The organism is Citrifermentans bremense (assembly GCF_014218275.1).
Lineage (GTDB): Bacteria > Desulfobacterota > Desulfuromonadia > Geobacterales > Geobacteraceae > Geomonas > Geomonas pelophila.
The window spans coordinates 1638434-1656803 of sequence record NZ_AP023213.1 but is presented as its reverse complement, the minus strand read 5'-3'; the positions used below and the strand labels follow the sequence as shown (position 1 = coordinate 1656803).

Here is an 18370-nt window from a genome sequence, read left to right as displayed (position 1 = left end):
ATCAGTCTTGTGTAACATAGATTAACTTGCTCGGGTCAAAGCCAAGTGCCGCAGCCTTTGCAACCAATCGGTCTTTTACCTCTGTCTGCATTGCAGGAGTTCTCGACAGAATCCATAAGTACGACTTGTCGGGGCCGCAGACGAGAGAATATTGGTAGTTGTCGTGGTCGAGATCCATGATCACATACGAACCGTAAAAAGGTCCGAAGAAAGATACCTTCAGGTAACCTTTGCTCGGCTCTTCGACAAAATACGCCTTACCAACGGCTTCCTTCCACTTGTTCTTCTCAGCTGAATAGCCGCGGTTTACCACATTCAGCCCGCCATCCTCCCGCAGCGTATATTCAGCGGAGACCCGTGTCAGGCCACGTTCAAAGGAATGATCCAGACGAGCAATTTCATACCACTTCCCCAGATACCTGTGAACATCGAAATTATTAACAGGTTTCACATTTTCAGGTATTCCCACGCAACCCGTGAAGAGCAAAGATAATAATAGCGATAGCTTTTTCATATCGATGTCCCCTCCGTTTCCTTGTCCGCAGCGGCTTCACGGCGCCTTCAGCATAATGTCCGAAAGTTCTTTTTCCCGCCAATCTTCCACCTGTTGACCTTCAATGTTGCTACACCTTCCAGTAAAAGAAGCTCGATACCATCAGAACTAGGAATCCCAAAACTATCTTCAACAAAAGCGCGCGCCAATTTGCTATTACTTCGCCTAGTGGCTTTCTTTTGTACGAAACTTCACTAAGTATGGTTCCAACAACCATAAAGCTGAATATAAATGCAAATGCTTTCAGTGGTCCGAGCATCTTTGAATCCTTACCAACATGGAATTCGTCTCATATATAAGAGTGTTCAACTTCCTCGCTGAACTACTTTGCGTTTCACATCACATTCATAAGTTACAGAAGTGACCTATGTCCCATCTCCTCATTAGGTGTCACGCTTGCTTTTCATTATCAGAAGAATCCCGTAGGCCCCTATTACTGCCTCTCCGACAATTACCCCTAAGGCTTGCCATCCTAACCGACTTCAGCGTGAGCGGCGGCTGAGCCTTCTGCCTCCACCTCTCTGGTTGGTTCTCTGCCTCAGGAGGGTAGAGCGTTTATAGACGTAGATGATGGCGCAAAGATCGGGCTTGCTGGACTTAACGACGTCCCTCATCACCCTTGCTCAAGCCACTTATAAAGCTAGATGATCTGATACGCCCGTCGCGTTCTGAATTGTTTGCGCCTTTTTCATCAGTAGATTTAATTTTGCCAATGCAGGTTTAAGCTCATCCGGTATAGCAACTTCACCGGAAAGAATTGTGTCAACTGTTGCTCCTTGTTGATACATTTCCTCGTGGAGAGAATCACGCCGCCAGCCGAGTAATAATTCTAGTCCGATCAATCCGAATGATAAGCCAGCTCCATCAGAGAAGCTCTCGGCATCTGAAATGGTCATTTGTTTTCGCCCCCAGACCAGAAAACTCGCCTCATTACTGAAGTTAAAATTAATCGATTTCTTTGCAAAGCCTACGGCATCTTCACGCTTTCTGAAAAGAAGAAGGCAATCAGCATTGTTTACTCCGAGATAGCCCAATCCGACGGTAACACCGGCAGCATTTAAAAAAGAGGGGGGACCGAATTCCTTTTTGACAGGATCTTTCACGAAGACCGAGGCAGACCAGCCGGTGGCGCCGAACCCACCCATTCCACCATTGACAAGCGACAGAAGAGCGACACCTTCAATGTCAGACAATTCGGAGAGACCACGATTGCTTGAAATACGTTCAATAGCTGCGACATCCCGGGTTGCCATATCTACTCCGGATATTCTGCTGGTGGCACAACCGGTAAAAAGCACCAGAATCAGAAAAAGCAACCCATTCTTAACAATCCGGCTTCCACCTTTTAGCATTACGATTCCTTTGATTGAGATATTCTACGGTCTTGGGGTGTAGGGCGGATGTCGGCAATCTATAGTCTCCGAGGCCGAAGGGGACGTCTATGTTGCCGCACGAAGCCTGAGGGTTAAATCTTGTTGCTTGTTGAGATTCTAGACCTGCCCTGTAGGGCAGCCTAATTCTTCAGTAACCTTATGCCAGGGTCATTGACAGCAAACACTCCGGGAATGAGGCCATCAGACCATCTGCAAGTCACATATGCGCCTATAGCTTTGTGTCCTTGAGCTACTATCCAAAGCGATATATCGTAAGTTCCAGTCCCGAAATTACTTGTTTGATAATATTTTTCCACAAGGTCGTATCTAAGAAGTAACACCTTTGACCCAGCATATGGTGACAAGTCAAAACCGGCCCTTTTCAACACAGACTGTTTGAGCCCCCAGTTTGGACCGCTCAGTTTTTGTGGTAGGAAGATTTCCTGTGTGCTGGACGTGCCTACGATATGCAAATTGTATTTTTGAATTATATCAAGCCCGATTGGCCCACTTGTTGATGAGAAAGAGGAAGAGGGGCCAAAAAGCAGGATGACCGCGACGAACAGAGAAATAAACCAAGACATTTTCATCCGGACGCTCCGTTGTATGTTTCACATGGCGGGACAGCACCTACCAGACCAGCTAAGCCCTAAAATTAGCCCGCAATATATAGACATCTCTTATCATTGTCAAAGGCGAATGGGGGCGCATTCGTTGACAAGAATTGACGTTCCGTATATAAAAGTGTGCTTCAGGAGGGCTCTCAATGGCCGATGGCGCTGCAACTACGAAACTTGCCGAAATCATCCTCAACCGCATCCGCACCAGCGGGGACATCACCTTCGCTTCCTTCATGGACGCGGCTCTGTACGAGCCGGGCCTCGGATACTACACCTCGGCAGGCCGCAAGGTCGGCGCTGAGGGGGACTTCTACACCAGCATGAACGTCCACAGCGCTTTCGGACGGCTCATCGCCCGCGAGATCTGCCGCTTCTGGGAACAGCTCGACTCCCCCGCCTCTTTCACCATCGCCGAGGCGGGCGCGGGCGGGGGCCAACTGGCGCAGGACATACTGGACGGCATCAGCGAGGAAAGGCCTGAGTTCTACCGCGCCCTCACCTATCGCCTCATAGAGAAAGAACCTTCCCTGCAGCAGGCCCAGGCCGCGCGCCTGTCGCACCACGCCGACAGGCTCGCCTGGAGTTCCCCAGACGAACTCGCAGCAGGCACGCTCTCCTTCACCGGCTGCATCATCTCCAACGAACTGTTCGACGCCATGCCGGTGCACATCGTGGAGCTGACCGAGGCGGGTCTGCGGGAAGTCTACGTATCCGCCAACGACAAGGGCTTCGTCGAGAGGCTGCTCCCACCGTCCACCCCGGAACTGGAAAAGTACCTGCGCAAGTACGATGTAGCGCTTTTGCCGGGGCAGCGCGCGGAGATCAACCTCGCAGCCTCCGGCTGGATCGCCCAGGCGGCGGCCACGCTCACCCGCGGCTTCGTGCTCACCATCGACTACGGCTACCTCGCGGGGGAACTGTACGCGCCGCAACGAAGAAACGGGACGCTCCTTTGCTACTACAAGCACTCCACCAACGAGAACCCCTACCAGCTGGTGGGTGAGCAGGACATCACGACCCACATCAATTTCAGCCAGCTCATCGTCGACGGCGAGGAGGCGGGGCTCAAGAAGGCGTGGTACGGAGAGCAGTACCGCTTCCTTCTCTCCGCGGGGCTCATGGAGGAGCTGATCAGGCTGGAGGCGCAGGCGAAAGACGAGCAGGAAAGCCTCAAGCACCGGCTGGCACTCAAGAAGCTGATGCTTCCCGAAGGTGGGATGGGCGATACCTTCAAGGTGCTGATCCAGTCCAAGGGGGTCGACAACCCGCAGCTTCTCTGCATGAGGAAATGGGGGATGGGGCTGTGACCTCGCCGCTCCCGCGCCCGGAGAGCCTGAAGGCGATCGTCTTCGACCTGGACGGGACCCTCTACCGGGACGACCGGCTGGGCGAAGAGGTGAGCCAGAGTGCTATCCGCTACGTGGCAGCGCTACGGCAGGTAGGGATGGCCGAGGCCGAGGCGATGCTGCAGCGTGCCCGCGCCAAGAGCGGAGACGGCGGCACCCTGAGCCGAGCCGTGGTGGCGCTCGGGGGGAACCTCCCCGAGATGCACCGCAGGTTCGCGCTCGATATACATCCGGAAGAATTGCTGAAAAAGGACGAGCGGGTGCCAAAGCTACTGAAGCTTTTGGCTACCCGCTTCCAACTCTACCTCTATACCAACAACAACCGTGACCTCTCCGGGCGCATCATGGCCCAGCTGGGCGTCACCGGCCTTTTCCGGGATATCTTCACCATTGAAGATTACTGGCTTCCCAAGCCGGACCCGAAACTCATCACCGACATTCTCACCAAGATCGACGCTAAACCTGCCGAAGCTCTCTTCGTCGGCGACCGCTATGAAGTCGACCTTTCCGTTCCCAAATCCATCGGCTGCCCTGTCTTCGAAACCAAAACAGTTGAAGAACTGCTGACGCTCGAACAATTGGCTCATTGACTGGCAAACCGCGTCAGCTAGAATACTTGACACGTGATGCCGGCAGTGTCTCTTTTGCGCGTTCGGCAAGAACTCAAAAAGGCGAAAGGAAGAAGACGCTATGAGTGAAAGTAGAAAGTCTATGCTGGATGCACTGATGCTCGGGATGGAGATGGAGAAGGAAACGTTCGACTTCTATGTAGACGCGGCACACAAGACTTTCAATCCCGAAGGCAGAAGGATCTTCAGGTGGCTCGCCGACAGCGAGGAGACTCATTACCTGAAGCTCGCCGAAATCTACAAGGCTCTTGACGCTGGCGGAAGCTGGGTCTTTTACGCAGGCTCAACCATCGAACTTGCCCCCCCTGGCGGAGAGCCCCCAGTAGGTTTCGAGACCGGGGACGTCGAGGCGCTGCGCCTGGCCCTGGAAATCGAGCAGAAAGGGATCGACTACTTCGATGATTTGCTGGGCAAGACCACCGACCCCGTCGGCAGAACGATGGTGGAGGCCCTGCGCCGCGAGGAGGAAGAGCACCTGCGTGTGATCTCCGAGAAGCTGAATTTTCTGGAAGGGCGTTTCAGCTAGCCGCCTCTCCCCAAATAAGGAGCAGACATGGCAACACGACTCGAAAAAGACACCATGGGAGTGGTAGAGGTGCCGGAGGGGGCTTATTACGGGGCCCAGACCCAGAGGGCCGTCGCCAACTTCCCCATTTCCGGCCTGAAGCCGCACCGCGCGCTGGTCCGGTCCACGGTGAGGATAAAGAAGTGCGCCGCACGGGCGAACATGGCGACCGGCAGGCTCGACGCCGAGTTGGGAGGCGCCATCGTAAAGGCGGCAGACGAGGTCCTTTCCGGGGCGTTCGCCGACCAGTTCGTGGTCGACCCCTTCCAGGCCGGCGCCGGGACCTCGCACAACATGAACGTGAACGAAGTGCTGGCAAACCGCGCCGCTGAGATCCTGGGCAGCAAGCCCGGCGACTACTCGCGGGTCAACCCCAACGACCACGTCAACATGGCCCAGTCCACCAACGACGTCTTCCCGACGGCGATGCGGCTTGCCGCGCTGGAACTGGCCGAGCAGACGATGACGGAACTTTCCGCCCTTTCCGCTGCCTTTGAGCAGAAGGGTAAGGAGTTCGACGGGATACTCAAGTCCGGGCGCACGCATTTGCAGGACGCGGTCCCCATCCGCCTGGGGCAGGAGTTCGCCGCCTATGGCAAGGCCATAGCGAACAACCGCGCCGGCATCGAGCGGGCCCTTCCCGCCCTGAGGGAGCTGGGCATCGGCGGGACGGCGGTCGGCACCGGTTTGAATGCGGAGGAGGCCTTCATCGACGAAATCGTGCTGGGGCTCGCCCGCGAGACCGGGCAGGAGGTCAGCCGTGGCGGGAACCTGGTCGAGCGGATGCAGAACATGGACCCATTCGTCGCGCTCAGCTCCGCCCTGAAGGGAACCGCTCTCAACCTGATCCGGATCGCCAACGACTTAAGGCTTCTCTCCTCGGGGCCAAGGACCGGCTTGGGCGAGATCAACCTCCCGGCGATGCAGCCCGGCTCCTCCATCATGCCGGGGAAGGTGAACCCGGTCATGCCGGAGGTGACAACCATGGTCTGCTTCCAGGTGGTCGGCGCGGACCTGACCGTCGCCATGGCTGCGCAAGCGGGGCAGTTGGAGCTGAACGTGATGATGCCGGTGATCGCCTTCAACACGCTCTTCTCACTGGAGATACTGAAGAACGTGGTGCATCAGTTCACCACCTTATGCGTCGCCGGCATCAGCGCCAACGAGGAACGCTGCCGCAACTACCTGGACCAGTCGGTTGGGCTTGCCACCGTGCTCGCGCCCAGCATCGGCTACGCTGCGGCGGCCGAGGTCGCCAAGGAGTCGGCCAAAAGCGGCAAGAGCATCAGACAGGTGATACTTGAGCGCGGCATACTGACCGAGGCGGAACTGGACCAGGTACTGGCGCCCTTCCCGCTCACCACACCGGGCGTACACGGCAAGGGTTGAGTTCGCTGGGGGAGGGAGTATTAGACACACCTTTCTTTGCATTTCGCGAAAAAATCCTATAAACTCGTTCCTGTTGCTAACCCAGACCAATTGGAGGAGTAAATGACCGAAGAAGTAAAAGCAATTCTGGAACAAATCCGTCCCGCACTGCAGGCAGACGGCGGCGACGTGGAACTTGTTGAAGTTACGGAAGACGGCATTGTCAAAGTGCGCCTCGTCGGTGCTTGCGGCCACTGCCCCATGTCCACCATGACTCTCAAGATGGGGATCGAAAGAACCATCAAAGACAAGGTTCCCGGCATCAAGGAAGTAGTCGCCGTCTAACAGAGCGACTTCTTAGCCGCAATACCTGAAGCGCGGAAGTAATGCCATCGACGTTATTTCCGCGCTTCTTCGCTTATAGGAAAGGCAGGCTCGCTAACGATGACCAGCATCCGGCGAAAAAGAAAGCAGTTGCTGTTCCAAACGAAGAAGTTCTTCGACTTCTTCAGGAGGAACACGGAGGCTGTTTCCTTTGGTGGCAACCGCGCCACGCTGTATCGTTACGGCTCAGACTTTTTTCCCGCCCTCTTCGACGCGATCCCCAAGGCCACGACCAGCATCTGTCTTGAGTTTTACACCGTTGCCGACGACGAGACCGGCCGCCTGATGGCGGAGGCGCTCCTGGCCGCGGCGGCCCGGGGGGTGCGGGTTTACCTTTTGTACGACTACATCGGCTGTTTCGACACCCCCGCCGCCTTCTTCAAGAGGCTTTCAAAGGGGGGGGTCTGCTGCCGGGCCTTCAACCCTCCCCCCTTCCGCAAAGGACTCGCCTGGTTCGACAAGAGGGACCATCGAAAGCTCGCGGTCATCGACGGTTGGTGCGTCTTCACCGGCGGCATGAACATCGCCAACGTCTATTCGGGCCTCGGGAAGAAGCGTACCAAGTGGCGCGACGTCGGCCTGCGCATCGAAGGGGATGTGGGGCTGGAGCTTTTGAGGCTGTTCCAGGAGACCTGGACAGGGGAGTGCGGCAGCGCCCCCACCGGCTGCGATCCCGGCCCGCGGCCGGAGGTGGCCGGGGACGCGAAGGTCATGGTGATCAACGGCGGCCCGCACCACAAGCGGAGCTTCATCAGGAGCGCCTTCCGCGTCGCCATAGCCGGCGCCTCCGAGAGCGTCACCATAGCGAACCCCTACTTCGTCCCAGGTCCCCGGGTGATCCGCTCGCTTTTGCGTGCGGCGGGGCGCGGCGTGAGGGTGCGGCTGCTCCTGCCTCACAAAAGCGACGTCCCGCTGGTGCGCCTGGTCAGCAGGACCTATTACGCACAGCTACTGAAGAACGGCATCGAGATCTGCGAGATGAACTCCGCCGTCTTGCATGCAAAGGTGCTGCTCATAGATGGCAGCTGGACCATGGTCGGCTCCGCCAACATGGACCTCAGGAGCTTCCACCGCAACTACGAGTTGAACGTCGTCGTCGACAGCCAGAATTTCGGCGCACAGGTTGAGCAGATGCTGGAATTCGACCTGGCCGGCGCCCGCCGCATCGTCCTGCACGAGCACGAAAAGCGCGGATGGTCGGTACGCGTACTGGAGCGGCTTTTCAGTCCAGTAGCTTGGTTTTTGTAATTTTGATTAGCAGGAAAAGCAAATCCCCCCTGTCCCCCCTTCGCAAAGGGGGGAACGTAAGGTCTCGTGCAACGCTTGGTGGGTAAATTTGCCCCAGTTTCAATCTACCCTTGCTACCCCCGGAGTCATTTAGATGATCAGTACCGATACACTCAAGCGGCTGGAGTTCGACAAGATACTCGATACGGTCGCCTCTTATGCACACTGCGACGCCTCCCACCTCGGGGCGCTATCCTTAAAACCTCTGGCAGAGCGGCAGGAGATCGAGCTCCGCCTAGGGCTCGTCGAAGAGGTGCGCAAGCTCACCCGGCTCGGCATAGCGCTAAAGCTCTCTGAGTTCGAGGACATCACCCCGCAGGTGAAAGCGGTCCGCCCGACCGGCGCCGTCATCTCGCCGCTGGAGCTGCAGCGCTTCATCCCGACGCTGCGGGTGATGGGCGCCATCGCCGCGCAGCTTGGCTTTCGCACCGACATCCCGCTGCTTCTCTCGCAGGCGGGCTCCGTCACCGGTTTCCCGGACCTCTTGAACCCGCTGGAGCACACGGTCAACGAGGAAGGTGAGATCCTCGACACTGCGTCGAGACTCCTGGCGGACATCCGCGGCCGCAAGAAAGGGCTCACCGCCCGCATCAAGAAGAGGCTGGAGGAGATCGTCCGCGAGCGCCACACCGCCATCTTCCTGCAGGACGACTTCATCACCCAGAGGTCCGGTCGCTGGGTCATCCCGGTGCGCATGGACTCGAAGGGAATGGTTCCAGGCGTCGTGCACGACGTCTCCAACTCGGGCGAGACCGCGTTCATGGAGCCCTTGGAGATCATCGGTCTTGCCAACGAGCTGGAGAACCTGGTAGCCGACGAGAGGGCCGAGGAGATCAGGATCGTCAGGCAGATCTGCAACTGGATCCGCGAGGACGCCGAGCAGATCCAGGAGCAGTTCGAGGCGCTGGTGCGCCTGGACATCCTCAACTGCATCGCCGCCTTGAGCGACAAGCTCAAGTGCGAAACCCCGGTGATCTCGGCCACCCCTGCCATACTGCTGAAATCTGCGCGCCACCCGATCCTCACCCTGCTGGGTAAGGAGGTGGTACCCCTCGACCTGGAGATTGCCGCAGAGAACCGGGTCATGGTGGTCACCGGCCCCAACACCGGCGGCAAGACCATCGCCATCAAGAGCGCCGGGCTTCTCAGCGTCATGGCACTTTGCGGCATGCCGGTCCCTGCGCTTCCCGGCACCGTGCTCCCCCTGGTGCGGAGCATACTGGTGGACATCGGGGACGAGCAGTCGATAGAGGAGAGCCTCTCGACCTTCTCCGCCCACATCTCGAAGATCTCCAGCATCATCGAGGAGGCCGACCAGGGCGCGCTGGTGCTCCTGGACGAGCTGGGAACCGGCACCGAGCCGGGCCAGGGGGCGGCCATCGCCTGCGCCGTCCTGAAAGAGCTGCAGAACCAGGGGGCGCTCGTCGTCGCCACCACGCACCTGACCGAGATCATCGGCTTCGTGCAGCGCGAACAGGGGATGGTGAACGCCGCCATGGCGTTTGACCGCGACAAGCTGGCGCCGCTCTACCGGCTGGTGGTCGGGGAACCCGGCGAATCGCACGCCCTCGAGATCGCCAGCCGCTACGGGCTTCCCGAGCGCGTGGTGCGCTTCGCCCGGGGTATGATCGGGACCATGGAGGCCGATTTCCACGCCCTTTTGCGCGACCTGAAGGAGAAGAGGGCCCAACTGGAGGGCGCCTTGGCGGACATGGCGGAGAGGGAGGAAAAGGTCGCCCGCGCCGAGCGCAACCTGGTGGACAGAAGCGAGGAGGCGGCCCAAATGGTGAAGGACGCCAAGGAAAAGGGATACCTGGAAGCGCAGCAGATCATCTGGAAGGCAAAGCGCGACGTTGCCGCCCTTTTGGAAGAGGCCAAGCGCGAGAAGGCCAAGACGCGGGAGGCGAAGGAGAAGCTGGACCAGGCGGCGAACGAGGTGGAAAAGGCGCTGGAGGAGTTGCACCCCGAGGAGAGCGTGGATCCGGAAAAGGTGGCTGTCGGGGACGTCCTCTTCGTCAAGCCGCTCAACTGCGACGCCACCGTCCTCGCCATCGATACGCGCGCAGGGAAGGCGCGGGTACGCGCGGGGAGCATGGAGATGGAGGTGCAGGTCGCCTCTCTGCTAAAGCCCAAGGGCAAAGAGCCGAAGAAGGTACAGAAGCGCCGCGAGAAGCAGCAGGCCAAGGAGCAGGAGCAAGCGGAACCCGCCTCCACCATCAACCTTTTGGGTATGCGGGTGGAGGAGGCGATCGGTGTCCTGGAACCGTTTTTGAACCACGCGGCGCTGGACCGGATCTCGGAGCTGCGCATCGTCCACGGCAAGGGTACCGGCGCCCTGATGAAGGGGGTGCGAAGCTACCTGGCCGACCATCCGCTGGTAGCCTCCTTCCGCACCGGCGAGCGGTTCGAGGGGGGTGACGGGGTGACGGTGGTGACCCTGCGTTAAATCCCCCTAAATCCCCTTTTCCAAAAGGGGGACTTTCCACGACCCCGGAGGTCATGATGATCATCTCGACCATAGCGGCCATGTCTGACAACAGGGTAATCGGGGCGGACGGCAGGCTCCCCTGGAATATCCCCTCCGACCTGACGCGCTTTCGCTCCATCACCATGGGGCATGCCGTCATCATGGGGAGGAAGACCTACGAGTCGATAGGGCAGCCCCTCGTCGGGCGCCGCAACATCGTGCTCACTAGGAGGGGGTCGCAGATCGAGGGGTGCGAGATCGCCCGCAACCTCCACGCGGCTATCGCCGCGGCTGAGGGCGAGGAGGAGGTCTTCATCTGCGGCGGCGGCGAAGTCTTCGAGGAGGCGCTGCCGCTTTGCCAGAGGGTCTACCTGACCATCGTCCACGGCAACTACCAGGGGGACGTCTTATTCCCCGAGCTGCCTGCCGGGTTCGTCGAGCTGCACCGGGAGGAATTCCCAGACACCACCCCCCCTTCCTCCTTCGTGGTCATGGAGAAGGTGGAACGGGTCGAGGCGGGGGTGGACGCCCAGCAGCTGCGCCGCAAGGGACGGGAGGCGCTGAACCGCCAGCTCTTCTTCCTCGCCCGGCGCTGCTTCGAACAGGCACAGACGCTAGAGGAGAACCCGGAAACCGCCTCCGACCTGGCCTTCAGCCTGATCAAAAGCGGCGGCGAAGCGCGCCAGGCGCGGGAAATGGCGGAAAAGGCGCTGTGGCAAGAGCCCAAGAACATCCGCATCATCCTCAACACCGGCAGGGTGCTGATCCTCTCCGGCGACAAGAGCAAGGGTCTCGACACGCTGCGCAAGGGGGTAAAGGCGGGAGGCGGCCCGGAGTTCCTGGCCGAGCTGGCGCGCTGCGGCACCAGGAAGCTCCAGCCCATCAAGTCCCTGCCGAGAAGCCACCCGCTGAACCGGTACCTGGGGCTCATGCTGCACCGGATGAACCTCAAGTAGAGGAGCTTCCTGCTCCCACCGCTCCCCGCTTGACTTGATCCTGCGGCCGATGTACCTTCGACCGATGCGAAAAGCCGAGGCAGAGGGCATAGTGCTGCGGCTCACCGACTTCGGTGAGGCCGACCGGATCGTCACCTTCTTCACCCTGGAACAGGGGAAGCTGCAGGGGGTGGCGCGCGGGGCCAAGCGGAGCAAGAAGCGCTTCGCCGGGGCCCTGGAGGCGTTCGCACACCTGAAGCTCCAGCTGCAGCTGGGAGGAAGCCTCACCACCCTCTCCTCAGCCGACATCGTCAGCATCTTCCCCGGCATCCGCGCCGACCTCGTCAAGATAGGATGCGCCGCATATGCCTGCGAACTGGTGGAGCGGCTCACCCCCGACGAGGAGCCGGCTCCCCGCCTGTTCCGCCTCTTGTACTGCTACCTGGAAAGGCTGGACCAGGCCCCCCCCTCCCCTTCGGACCGTCGCTTCTTCGCCGTGAACCTCCTCAAGATACTCGGTTACCAGCCCGACCTGCGGGTCAGGGGGATCTCGGAGGAGACCGCCCGCCTGCTGGCGCTCGCCATGCAGACCGGACGCTTCGGCGCCATATCGTTCCCCGAGCCGCTGCTTCGAGAGGCGGACCTCCTTTTGAACCCCGCCATCGACCTGCACCTGGACCGGGAACTGAGGTCGCTCGCCTTTTTGAAGGAGGTCGGGGGGTAGCAAAACACCCTAAAGGCAAATCCCCCCTGTCCCCCCTTCGCAAAGGGGGGAATGTTACGGCGCGCAGGCCCTTCGCAGAGGGGGGAACTTTAGTTCGCGTGCAAGCGCCTGACAGGCACCACACAATCAGGTTTGACCGAATTCCAGGAACCACATCCCAGGTAACAGGAAGCGCCGGATAAACCAAATTTGGTTGACCGCCGGGGCGGATGCAGGTACTATCCGACGGCTGTACTGCGCCATCGGACTGCCGTCCGCGCTGCACTACAGGCAAGGGTTACTGTCACTTCGAGGTCTCGCATGAACGCAACGGACATGAGAAAATTGCCCCCGCAGAGCATTGAGGCGGAGATGTCCATCCTGGGGGGGATCCTGGTGGACAACGAGGCGATCAACCGCGTCCTCGAGATCCTGGTGCCGGACGACCTGTACCGGGAGAGCCACCGGAAGATCCTGCGCGCCATGATCGAGTTGAACGAGCGCGGGGAGCCGTGCGACCTGATCACCATGACCACGATCCTCAGGAAGAAGGGGGAGCTGGAAGAGGTCGGCGGCGGGGCCTACCTGGCGACGCTGGTGGACTTCGTCCCCATGGCGGCCAACATCTCCTACTACTGCAAGATCGTGAAGGAGAAGTGGCTCACCAGGAAGCTCATCTCCGCCGCGACCGACATCGTCAGCAAGGGGTTCGAGGACAAGGTCGACACCGAGGAACTCCTCGACGCGGCCCAAAAGGTGATCTTCGAGATCTCCGAGAACAAGATCCGCCCCGCCTACTACCAGGTGAGCGACATCCTCAAGGACACCATCAAGAACATCGAGCTCCTCTACGAGAAGAAGGAGCTGGTGACCGGCGTCCCGACGGGGTACACGGACCTGGACAAACTCACCGCCGGTTTCCACGCCGGCGACCTGGTCATCATCGCCGGGCGCCCGGCGATGGGAAAGACCACCTTCGCCCTCAACGTGGCCCAGTACGCGGCCATCGACGCCGACCAAGCCTACCCCGCCGCCGTGTTCTCGCTGGAGATGCCCAAGGAGCAGCTGGTGGAGAGGCTCCTTTGCTCCGTGGCGAAGGTCGACCTGAGTCGACTCAGAAGCGGTCACCTGGTGGAGAACGACTGGCCCAAGCTGATCAAGGCCGGCGGCAAGCTGCACGACGCGAAGATCTTCATCGACGACACCCCTTCGATCACCATCATGGAGCTACGCTCCAAGGCGAGGCGCCTGAAGGCGGAGCACAACATCGGGCTCATCGTCATCGACTACCTGCAGCTCATGCGCGGCGGTGCGAACCCCGAAAGCCGGCAGCAGGAGATCTCCGAGATCTCCCGGTCGCTCAAGGGACTCGCCAAGGAGCTGAGCATCCCGGTCATCGCCCTCTCGCAGCTAAACCGCGGACTGGAACAGCGCTCCGACAAGCGCCCGATGATGAGCGACTTGAGGGAATCCGGCGCCATCGAGCAGGACGCCGACATCATCATGTTCGTCTACCGCGAAGAGGTGTACGAGAAGGATAAAGAGGACCTCAAGGGTAAGGCTGAGGTCATCATCGGCAAGCACAGGAGCGGCCCGACCGGAACGGTTCATCTCGCCTTCCGCGGCGAGTTCACCCGCTTCGAGAACCTGAGCAGCCGCGACGATTACTAACGCAGCTTAAGCGCCCCTCCGTTTTCCCCTCATCAGGGCACGGCGGTGCTGGCGCAAAACGTTTCATGGCGACTACCCTCCCTCCCACGACGGGCGGATGAAGGGCTGGCGCCATGCATGTGCGGAGGGCAACAGAGCCCCCGCGCCTATTTTCAACCAAGAAAGGAAACTAAATGAGCAGGTACAATGCAATGCGGGAAATCCCCGCTACTGCCGGATTCAAGGAAGGGGACGTATTTTTTCTCTGCGGCGAGCTCTTCGGCCGCGGCTACGCCAACGGCATCGTCGACGAGGCGAGGGCCAAGGGGATGACCATCATCGGGGCAACCGTCGGCAGGCGCGACAACGACGGGACCCTGCGCCCGTTGAACGCCGAGGAACTCGCAGCGGCGGAAGAGAACCTGGGCGGCAAGATCATCAACATCCCGCTCGAGGCGGGCTTCGACATGGAGCCGGGGAGCGACGGCATCGCCCCGGTGGACAGGTTCAAAGGGGTGAAACCGGACGACTGGGCCTCGGTGAAACTGGACCAGGCAGAGGTTGAATTCTCCAAAAAGCGCGGCACCGAGCGCTTCTGCAAGAACCTTTCGGCGGTAGTCGCCGAGCTGGAGAAGATGCTCCCGGCCAAGGGAAGGCTTCTCGTGGTGCACACCATGGCGGGCGGCATCCCCAGGGCGCGCGTTTTCATGCCGATCCTCAACAAGCTCTTCAAGGGGCAGGGAGACCGCTTCCTCTCCTCCGAAGCGTTCTGGAACTCCGACATGGGGCGCCTTTGCGACGCGAGCTTCAACGAAGTGACCGCCGACACCTTCCGCTACCTGATCGACGCCACCGCTGGCCTCAGGGACAAGCTCGAAGTGACCTACGCGGCCTACGGCTACCACGGCACCGGCGTGCTCATCGACGGCGTCGTCACCTGGCAGTCCTACACCCCCTACCTGCAGGGTTGGGCGAAGATCCGCCTGGAAGACATCGCCATCGAGGCGTGGGAAAAAGGGATCAAGGCGACCGTCTACAACTGCCCCGAGATCCTCACCAACTCCAGCGCCCTCTTCCTGGGCGTCGAAAACTCCCTCTACCCGCTGATGGACGCGCTCAGGGCCGAAGGAGAGCAGAAGATCCTCAAGGAGTGCGAGGGGCTCTTGAAGGAAGGGGCAACGGTCGACACGCTGCTCGGCATCGCCAACACCTACCTCACCTCGGAGCTCGTCACCAGCACACGCGACTTCGACAGCTGGCCGCAGCACAACAAGCCGCAGCAGCAGGAGTACATGCTGAACGTGTCGGCTGAGCTGATCAGCCTGAACGCCGACCCGAAGGAGATCGTCTGCGCCGTCCTCTCCAAGGGTGTGTTCCAGGGCGTAGGGAAGCTGATGTTCGACAGCTCCTGGGAGCCCAAGGCCCCGGTGTTCTGGCTGAACCACGACGTGATCGCCAAGACGCTGGCGAAGATGTAGTAAGGGACGTAGGGGTGAGGGAAGTGGCATTCGGCCCTCACCCTGTCCCTCCCCCAGAGGGGGAGGGGACGCCAGGTTTCGCGAAATTCCCTGATGGAATACTTTTCATAGGGATTCGTGCTGCCGGGCTCACCAGAAGTTATGCAATGTGATGACGGGGGGGGGAAGTGGCAAGCAAGGTTCTGCTCGTTGACGACGTGAGCATGTTCATCGAACTGGAGAAGGACTACCTGCAGCTCTCAGCCGTCACTGTCTTGACCGCGCGCGACGGCGAGGAGGCGCTCAGGATCTGCCGTCTGGAGCGGCCGGAACTAGTCTTCATGGACCTGCACATGCCGCTCATGAACGGGGCCGACTGCTGCCGGGAGATCAAGCGGGACCAAAGGCTGTCGACCGCCGTCATCCTGATCACCTCCGAGGGGAAGGAGGAGGACCGGCAACTCTGCCTTCGGGCCGGGTGCGACGGCTTCCTCACCAAGCCCCTGGACCGCCACGCGTTCCTCGAGGCGGCCCGCAAGCTACTCCCCGCCATCGACCGGCGCGACCGGAGGGTGAACTGCCGCTTCAACGCCAAGTTCCGCGCCTTCGGCCTCACCCTTTCGGGGTTCGCCTCCAACCTGAGCCAGAACGGCATGTACGTCGCCGCCGACGCGGATCTGGAGGAAGATGCCGTGGTAGAGCTGATCTTCGCCCTCCCCGAGCCCTTCGGTACCATCATCCAGACCAGGGCGCGCATCGCCTGGCAGAACAGCTCCAAAAACAGGAAGAAACCGGCGCTGCCGCCTGGCTTCGGCGTGGAGTTCCTCTTCATCTCCGAAGACGAAAGGGAGCAGATCGGCCGCTTCGTCGACAGCCTGGATAAGGTCAGCGCACGAGTTTAGAGAGCTTCTTGAACTCCTCGGTGCCGGCCACGCGCAAAAGCTGGAAGAGCACCGACTCGGTCGAGGTCATCACCACCCCTGCCGCCGTCATGGTCTTGATGGCGATCTCCCAGTTCTGCTTGCGGCGGCTCATCACCGCATCGCAGACCAGATGCACCACGTAACCGCGTGACAAAAGCTCCAGCGCGGTCTGCAGCACGCAGACGTGGGTCTCCATCCCGACCAGTATCACCTGCCGCCGCCCGTTTTTCTCCAACGCCTCCAGAAAGCCCTCACCGCCACAGCAGCTGAAGGTCATCTTCTCCAGGCTCGCCGCCGGGAGTTTCTCCTTCAGTACCGGGATCGTCTCGCCCAGCCCCTTCACGTACTGCTCGGTAGCGAGCGCCGGGAGGCCGAGCTCCGCCGCCGCATCCAGCAGAATGGAGATGTTGCCGGTGAGCTTTGCCAGCACCTTCTCGTCCATCGCCCGGCAGAGCTTCTCCTGCACGTCGACCACCACTAGCTGCGCGCTTTCTTTTTCCAGAAAAAATCTCTCCATCAGGGTCATGGTAACTCCTTATCATGTTCTCCCTACCCTGGCGGGCCTGCGCGCCGCAGCGCTTCGGTCCGCGAAGGCGGGAGGGGGTAAGTTGCCAGCTCTATTCCTTGCGCAGCTCGATCCCGAGCTCGGTGATCTTTTTCCTCAGGGTGTTGCGGTTGATGCCGAGGATGTCGGCGGCGCGGACCTGGTTGCCGCGGGTCTTCTCCAGGACGAAGCGAATCAGCGGCCGCTCCACCTGCTCCAGCACCATGGCGTGCACGTCGCCGCTCTCCATCTTCTCCATGTTGCTGAAACAGCCGCGCAGTTTCAGGTCGACGATCCCCTCCAGGGAAAGCTCCTCCCCCTTCCCTTCGCTCTGGCGGTTGCGCAGGCCGGGGAAATCGGAGGCGACCAAAAGCGGGTCCGGCGAGAGGATCACGCCCCTTTTGATGGTGTTTTCCAGCTCGCGGATGTTGCCCGGCCAGTTGTAGTTGGTGAGGAGCTTCATCGCGTCTGCGGAGCAGCGCTTCTGCGGCACCTCTAGCTCGGCGCAGATCTTGGTGAGGAAGTACTGCACCAGGAGCGGCACGTCCTCCTTCCTCTCCCTGAGCGGCACCAGCTGGATGGGGATCACGTTCAGGCGATAGTAGAGGTCCTCGCGGAACTGCTTGTTGCGCACGCTCTCCTCGAGGTCCTGGTTGGTCGCGGCCACCACCCTGACGTCGACCGGTATGCTCTGGTTCCCGCCGGTCCTGGTGATCTCCCGCTCCTGCAGCACCCTCAGGATCTTCGCCTGCAGGTCGAGCGGCATGTCGCCGATCTCGTCCAGGAAGATGGTGCCGCCGTTGGCCTGTTCGAACTTGCCGAGCTTCCTTTCGGTGGCGCCGGTGAAGGCCCCCTTCTCGAAGCCGAAGAGTTCGCTCTCCAGGAGCTCCTTCGGGATGGCAGCGCAGTTAAGCGGAATGAAGGGCTTGCCCAGGCGCTTCGAGTTGTAGTGGATGGCGCGGGCTATCAACTCCTTGCCCGTTCCCGATTCCCCCTGCACCAGCACCGTCACGTCGCTGGGCGCGACCTTGCCGATGGTCTTGTAGACCTCCCGCATGGCCGGCGAGTTGCCGATGATGGTCTTCTCCAGCTGGTAGCGGTCCTTCAGCTCCTCCTTGAGGAGCGAGACCTGGCTCGTCATCTCGCGCGCCCGGCTTACCTTCTCGACCACCGCGTCGACAACGCCCAGGTCGAAAGGCTTGGTCAGGTAGTCGTAGGCGCCCCGCTTCATCGCCTCGACCGCGTTCTTCATGCTCGCCTCGGCGGTCATGATCACGACGAAGAGGTCGCTGCGCTCCTCCTTCACCCGGTCCAGCAGCTCCAGCCCCGTCATCCCGGGCATCTTGATATCGAGAAGCGCCAGGTCGTAGACGTTTTGCTGGATCAGCCTGAGAGCCTCGTTGCCGTCGCGGGCAAGCTCCACGTTGTAGCCCTTTTTCCTGAGCGCCTTGGAAAGGACCCAGCGCATGCTCTCTTCGTCGTCGGCTACCAGAATGTTGTTGATCATAAAAACTCCTTAAAACCCGTTCAAGGTTCTACCCAGAACCTGTTCAGAGTTCAGAGTTA

At 60.2% G+C, this 18370-nt stretch carries 17 protein-coding genes; 12 read left to right on the top strand and 5 right to left on the bottom strand.

Annotated features, from left to right (window positions below):
- Position 1 precedes the first annotated feature (1 nt).
- From GEOBRER4_RS07270 to GEOBRER4_RS07260, 3 genes are all read right to left on the bottom strand, one after another.
- A complete protein-coding gene (locus tag GEOBRER4_RS07270) occupies positions 2 to 514 on the bottom strand; it encodes a lipocalin family protein (RefSeq protein ID WP_185244841.1) in 513 nt (170 codons plus the stop codon).
- Positions 515 to 1185: 671 nt separating this feature from the next.
- Entirely contained in the window at positions 1186 to 1905 is a 720-nt protein-coding gene (locus tag GEOBRER4_RS07265; RefSeq protein ID WP_185244840.1) for a lipid-binding SYLF domain-containing protein, read from the bottom strand.
- A gap of 161 nt (positions 1906 to 2066) precedes the next feature.
- Positions 2067 to 2516: a DUF4830 domain-containing protein gene (locus tag GEOBRER4_RS07260; RefSeq protein ID WP_185244839.1), complete on the bottom strand. Its 450-nt coding sequence runs from the start codon at positions 2514 to 2516 to the stop codon at positions 2067 to 2069.
- A gap of 176 nt (positions 2517 to 2692) precedes the next feature.
- Here GEOBRER4_RS07260 and GEOBRER4_RS07255 point away from each other — a divergent pair, with 176 nt between their 5' ends.
- The 12 genes from GEOBRER4_RS07255 (at position 2693) to GEOBRER4_RS07200 (ending at position 16239) form a co-directional block, all read left to right on the top strand.
- Positions 2693 to 3853, top strand: coding sequence for a class I SAM-dependent methyltransferase (locus GEOBRER4_RS07255; protein WP_185244838.1), 1161 nt, complete (start codon positions 2693 to 2695; stop codon positions 3851 to 3853).
- Complete coding sequence (locus GEOBRER4_RS07250; RefSeq protein ID WP_226377920.1) at positions 3850 to 4482, top strand: HAD family hydrolase; 633 nt, start codon at positions 3850 to 3852, stop codon at positions 4480 to 4482. The genes GEOBRER4_RS07255 and GEOBRER4_RS07250 overlap by 4 nt, the downstream gene beginning before the upstream one ends.
- A 100-nt stretch (positions 4483 to 4582) precedes the next feature.
- Complete coding sequence (locus GEOBRER4_RS07245; protein WP_185244836.1) at positions 4583 to 5047, top strand: ferritin family protein; 465 nt, start codon at positions 4583 to 4585, stop codon at positions 5045 to 5047.
- 27 nt (positions 5048 to 5074) lie between these two features.
- A complete protein-coding gene (locus GEOBRER4_RS07240; RefSeq protein ID WP_185244835.1) occupies positions 5075 to 6475 on the top strand; it encodes an aspartate ammonia-lyase in 1401 nt (466 codons plus the stop codon).
- Between the two features lie 102 nt (positions 6476 to 6577).
- Entirely contained in the window at positions 6578 to 6799 is a 222-nt protein-coding gene (locus GEOBRER4_RS07235; RefSeq protein ID WP_085813200.1) for a NifU family protein, read from the top strand.
- Between the two features lie 99 nt (positions 6800 to 6898).
- On the top strand, positions 6899 to 8086 hold the full coding sequence (locus tag GEOBRER4_RS07230; RefSeq protein WP_185244834.1) for a phospholipase D-like domain-containing protein: 1188 nt from the start codon (positions 6899 to 6901) through the stop codon (positions 8084 to 8086).
- Between the two features lie 133 nt (positions 8087 to 8219).
- Positions 8220 to 10571: an endonuclease MutS2 gene (locus GEOBRER4_RS07225; protein ID WP_185244833.1), complete on the top strand. Its 2352-nt coding sequence runs from the start codon at positions 8220 to 8222 to the stop codon at positions 10569 to 10571.
- A 53-nt stretch (positions 10572 to 10624) separates the two neighbouring features.
- Positions 10625 to 11548, top strand: a complete 924-nt coding sequence (locus GEOBRER4_RS07220; protein WP_226377919.1) for a dihydrofolate reductase — start codon at positions 10625 to 10627, stop codon at positions 11546 to 11548.
- A 64-nt stretch (positions 11549 to 11612) separates the two neighbouring features.
- Positions 11613 to 12251, top strand: coding sequence for a DNA repair protein RecO (recO, locus tag GEOBRER4_RS07215; RefSeq protein ID WP_185244832.1), 639 nt, complete (start codon positions 11613 to 11615; stop codon positions 12249 to 12251).
- A gap of 300 nt (positions 12252 to 12551) precedes the next feature.
- Positions 12552 to 13901: a replicative DNA helicase gene (gene dnaB, locus GEOBRER4_RS07210; RefSeq protein WP_085813203.1), complete on the top strand. Its 1350-nt coding sequence runs from the start codon at positions 12552 to 12554 to the stop codon at positions 13899 to 13901.
- 173 nt (positions 13902 to 14074) lie between these two features.
- Positions 14075 to 15358 (top strand): enoyl ACP reductase FabMG family protein, encoded by a 1284-nt coding sequence (locus tag GEOBRER4_RS07205; RefSeq protein WP_185244831.1) that lies wholly within the window; start codon positions 14075 to 14077, stop codon positions 15356 to 15358.
- Between the two features lie 167 nt (positions 15359 to 15525).
- A complete protein-coding gene (locus tag GEOBRER4_RS07200; protein ID WP_185244830.1) occupies positions 15526 to 16239 on the top strand; it encodes a response regulator in 714 nt (237 codons plus the stop codon).
- Here the strand turns inward: GEOBRER4_RS07200 and GEOBRER4_RS07195 are convergent.
- The gene (locus tag GEOBRER4_RS07195; protein WP_185244829.1) at positions 16223 to 16786 is read right to left on the bottom strand and encodes a hydrolase; all 564 of its coding nucleotides are present in this window, start codon (positions 16784 to 16786) and stop codon (positions 16223 to 16225) included. The two genes, GEOBRER4_RS07200 and GEOBRER4_RS07195, sit on opposite strands and share 17 nt — an antisense overlap.
- A 91-nt stretch (positions 16787 to 16877) precedes the next feature.
- Positions 16878 to 18311, bottom strand: a complete 1434-nt coding sequence (locus GEOBRER4_RS07190; RefSeq protein ID WP_085813207.1) for a sigma-54-dependent transcriptional regulator — start codon at positions 18309 to 18311, stop codon at positions 16878 to 16880.
- Between the last annotated feature and the right edge of the window lie 59 nt (positions 18312 to 18370).

Coding starts and splice junctions, on each gene's coding strand:
- GEOBRER4_RS07270 (WP_185244841.1), bottom strand. CDS start 514: ATGAAAAAGCTATCGCTATTATTATCTTTGCTCTTCACGGGTTGCGTG.
- GEOBRER4_RS07265 (WP_185244840.1), bottom strand. CDS start 1,905: ATGCTAAAAGGTGGAAGCCGGATTGTTAAGAATGGGTTGCTTTTTCTG.
- GEOBRER4_RS07260 (WP_185244839.1), bottom strand. CDS start 2,516: ATGAAAATGTCTTGGTTTATTTCTCTGTTCGTCGCGGTCATCCTGCTT.
- GEOBRER4_RS07255 (WP_185244838.1), top strand. CDS start 2,693: ATGGCCGATGGCGCTGCAACTACGAAACTTGCCGAAATCATCCTCAAC.
- GEOBRER4_RS07245 (WP_185244836.1), top strand. CDS start 4,583: ATGAGTGAAAGTAGAAAGTCTATGCTGGATGCACTGATGCTCGGGATG.
- GEOBRER4_RS07240 (WP_185244835.1), top strand. CDS start 5,075: ATGGCAACACGACTCGAAAAAGACACCATGGGAGTGGTAGAGGTGCCG.
- GEOBRER4_RS07235 (WP_085813200.1), top strand. CDS start 6,578: ATGACCGAAGAAGTAAAAGCAATTCTGGAACAAATCCGTCCCGCACTG.
- GEOBRER4_RS07230 (WP_185244834.1), top strand. CDS start 6,899: ATGACCAGCATCCGGCGAAAAAGAAAGCAGTTGCTGTTCCAAACGAAG.
- GEOBRER4_RS07225 (WP_185244833.1), top strand. CDS start 8,220: ATGATCAGTACCGATACACTCAAGCGGCTGGAGTTCGACAAGATACTC.
- GEOBRER4_RS07220 (WP_226377919.1), top strand. CDS start 10,625: ATGATGATCATCTCGACCATAGCGGCCATGTCTGACAACAGGGTAATC.
- recO (WP_185244832.1), top strand. CDS start 11,613: ATGCGAAAAGCCGAGGCAGAGGGCATAGTGCTGCGGCTCACCGACTTC.
- dnaB (WP_085813203.1), top strand. CDS start 12,552: ATGAACGCAACGGACATGAGAAAATTGCCCCCGCAGAGCATTGAGGCG.
- GEOBRER4_RS07205 (WP_185244831.1), top strand. CDS start 14,075: ATGAGCAGGTACAATGCAATGCGGGAAATCCCCGCTACTGCCGGATTC.
- GEOBRER4_RS07195 (WP_185244829.1), bottom strand. CDS start 16,786: ATGACCCTGATGGAGAGATTTTTTCTGGAAAAAGAAAGCGCGCAGCTA.
- GEOBRER4_RS07190 (WP_085813207.1), bottom strand. CDS start 18,311: ATGATCAACAACATTCTGGTAGCCGACGACGAAGAGAGCATGCGCTGG.